The organism is Lutibacter sp. (assembly GCF_040883305.1).
In the GTDB taxonomy this organism is placed as follows: domain Bacteria; phylum Bacteroidota; class Bacteroidia; order Flavobacteriales; family Flavobacteriaceae; genus Lutibacter.
The window spans coordinates 1-3,181 of sequence record NZ_JBFLKT010000294.1; the positions used below are offsets into that span (position 1 = coordinate 1).

Sequence of the window (3,181 nt, forward strand, 5' to 3'; positions counted from 1 at the left end):
CTCAATTAATTGGTGAATTAGAAAAATTAGGACGACCAGATATTATGGTTTTTGCAGGTGGAGTGATTCCAGCGCAAGATTATGATTACTTATTAGAAAGAAAGGTAGCAGCCATTTTTGGTCCTGGAACTGTTATTTCAGAATCAGCGATTACTATTATGGAAAAATATTTAGAGCAAGAATAAGTTCTAAATCATTAATATTTAAGGCCCAAACATTAAATTGTTTGGGCTTTTTTTGTCATTCAAATAAACACAGGAGTCTATAATATAATAAACCTAACAGGTTTTTGAAACCTGTTAGGTTTGGGCTTTTTATTTTTCTTATTATTTAATTCTATTGCTTGTTTACAGTATAAACCTATCATTCCTGCGAAGGCAGGAATCTAGAATTTATTGTAAAAATGGATACCTGCTTTTACAGGTATGACAAAAGACAAGTGAAACGAAATGTAGCATATTCGTTAAGATTCTCGAATAAATTCAGAAGAAGGAATTTCAAATACTTTTTTAACAGCTTTTTATTTTATTATCATTTAATTAAACACAAAAATCAATACAATAACACTATTTTTGCTGCTTCAAAATAAACTATGGATTTTTCAAAAGTAAAATTAGTTGTAACAGATATGGACGGAACTTTGCTGAACTCTAAAAGTAAAGTTAGTTCTCAGTTTCCTAAAATTTACAATCAATTAAAAAAACATAATATAAAATTTATTGCTGCAAGTGGCAGACAGTATTTTAGTATAGTAGATAGATTTAATAAAAGTATACAGAATGAAATAACTATTATTGCTGAAAATGGCGCTTTTGCAATGCGTGGAAATGATGAGTTATTTACCTCAAAACTTCCTTTTGGATACATTAAAAAATGCATTAACACATTGCGTGAATTAGATAGCGTATACATTGTTTTATGTGGAAAAAATGCAGCTTATATTGAAACAAAAGATGAAAAATTCATCAATATGTTTAAAAACTACTACTCTGAATATAGACTTGTTGATGATTTAACAGAAATTACAAACGATACTTTTTTTAAGATCGCAGCTTATCATTTTGATTGTTCAGAAACACATATTTACCCAGCTGTAAAACACTTAGAAAATGAATTGCAAGTAATTGTATCTGGTGAACATTGGTTAGATATTTCTCATTCTAATGCAAATAAAGGTTATGCCCTAAATATACTTCAAAAGGATTTAAATATTTCAAAAGAAGAAACCATGGTTTTTGGAGATTATAACAATGACCTAAAAATGATTGAACTTGCAGATTTTAGCTACGCAATGGAAAATGCACATCCAAATGTTAAAAAAGCAGCAAAATTTCTAACAAAAAGTAATGATGAAAAAGGAGTTGAGTTTATTCTTGAACAATTAATAAATTCGAGAAAATAAAATAGTATGGATATTTATTGTAACAGGCATATAAGTATTATTTGTTATACCTGTGAAGACAGGAATCCATAACAAGTTTTCAATAAAAAAACCAAACCAATTGGAATTCCAACAACAGCGGGAAGATACATGTTAGAGCAGATTTGCAATCTGTGTGTTTGTATTAAAATGAATCTTTAAATTCCTGAATCATTATCTCAGCTGCTTTTACAGGTGAAATTTTAGCTGAAACAATATCTTTTTCCATAACGGAAAGATGTTCTTTAATATTTTTTGAACCGTAAAAAAGATGCTTCAATTCTTCATTAATATTATTATACATCCATTGTATTTGCTGATGATTCCTGTTCTTTATAAAATACCCATTTTCATCAACTAACTTTTTAAACTTCTCAATTTCATCCCAAACATTAGAAATTCCAATATTTTTTATTGCTGAAGCTGTACTTACCACAGGACTCCAACCAGATTCCGATTGAGGAAAAATATGTAATGCATTTTGGTATTGACGCTTTGCAATTTTACTCATAGTAATATTATCACCATCAGCTTTATTTATCACCACCATATCGGCCATTTCCATAATGCCTTTTTTAATACCTTGCAGCTCATCTCCCGCTCCTGCTAACATTAATAATAAAAAGAAATCTGTCATTCCGTGAACAGCAGTTTCCGACTGCCCTACTCCAACAGTTTCAATTAAAACAACATCGTATCCAGCAGCTTCACAAAGCAACATGGTTTCACCAGTTTTATTGGCAACACCTCCCAAAGTGTCTCCGGAAGCAGACGGACGAATATAAGCTTCATCTATATTTGCTAATTCTTCCATTCTGGTTTTATCTCCTAAAATACTTCCTCTCGATCGTTGGCTACTTGGATCGATTGATAAAATAGCAACTCTATGACCTTGTTTAACTAAATGCTTTCCAAAAACTTCGATAAATGTGCTTTTACCAACACCAGGAACTCCTGTAATACCAATACGAATTGAGTTTCCAGAATATGGTAAAATAGCTTGTATTATCTCTTTAGCAAGTGTTTTATCGCTTTCTAAATTACTTTCAATAATAGTTATGGCTCTAGAAAGTAAAACTCTATCTCCTTTTAAAATTCCTTGAATATATGTTTGAGCCGCTAACCTGTTTTTTGGCTTGTAATTTTTCATCACTTATCAATAAATAAAAAGATGGAGTTTTTTTAATTCTAAAAAAACCTTCCATCTGTTATTAAATATAACAACAAAACATGCTGCTAATTATACTAACAAAGATACACATATTACTAAAATTGTTCGGTAAGAAGGTCTAATTTTTTACAAAAAATAGCTTTTGGCATTTACAGAAAAAACTAAAAATCCTTTTTCTTTAATTTCTGATTGATTCTAAAAACAGGAATTATTACCCAAAAAATTAATATAGACATTGAGACAAGCATACCAAAACCTGTTCCAAAAAACTTTCTAAAAACTGCACCTGTATATCCCAATAATGCTGAAATATCTAATTTCAATAAAATTAAAATTCTAGACAAATCAATTGGGTTTAGCATTGTAGCAATTAAAGAAAATTTATCCAAAGGATAATCGTTAAATATTACTAATGAAATTAGAAAAATACCGTCATAAATTACAGCTAAAAACAGCCACATTAAAATTGCATAGCCAAAACCTTTTATTTTATTTTCTGTAGAAAGTGCAATGTTGTATGAAAGTGCAACAAAAATAAAATTTAAAAAAGCACCTACTATTAACAGTAAACTAAAATTAAAGATTGCAGC

General features: G+C 29.5%; 3 protein-coding genes and 1 pseudogene. 2 read left to right on the plus strand and 2 right to left on the minus strand.

Annotated elements, in window-relative coordinates; all coding sequences use genetic code 11:
• Both AB1Z17_RS09430 and AB1Z17_RS09435 read left to right on the plus strand, forming a co-directional pair.
• Positions 1–185, plus strand: a 185-nt coding sequence (locus AB1Z17_RS09430; protein WP_368051554.1) for a hypothetical protein, incomplete at its 5' end; no start/stop codon positions are given.
• Between the two features lie 407 nt (positions 186–592).
• On the plus strand, positions 593–1,402 hold the full coding sequence (locus AB1Z17_RS09435; RefSeq protein WP_368051555.1) for an HAD family hydrolase: 810 nt from the start codon (positions 593–595) through the stop codon (positions 1,400–1,402).
• Between the two features lie 163 nt (positions 1,403–1,565).
• Here AB1Z17_RS09435 and meaB read toward each other — a convergent pair whose 3' ends face one another.
• Positions 1,566–2,570, minus strand: a complete 1,005-nt coding sequence (gene meaB, locus AB1Z17_RS09440) for a methylmalonyl Co-A mutase-associated GTPase MeaB (RefSeq protein WP_368051556.1) — start codon at positions 2,568–2,570, stop codon at positions 1,566–1,568.
• A gap of 182 nt (positions 2,571–2,752) precedes the next feature.
• Positions 2,753–3,181: pseudogene (locus AB1Z17_RS09445) on the minus strand (ABC transporter permease); the annotation flags it as partial.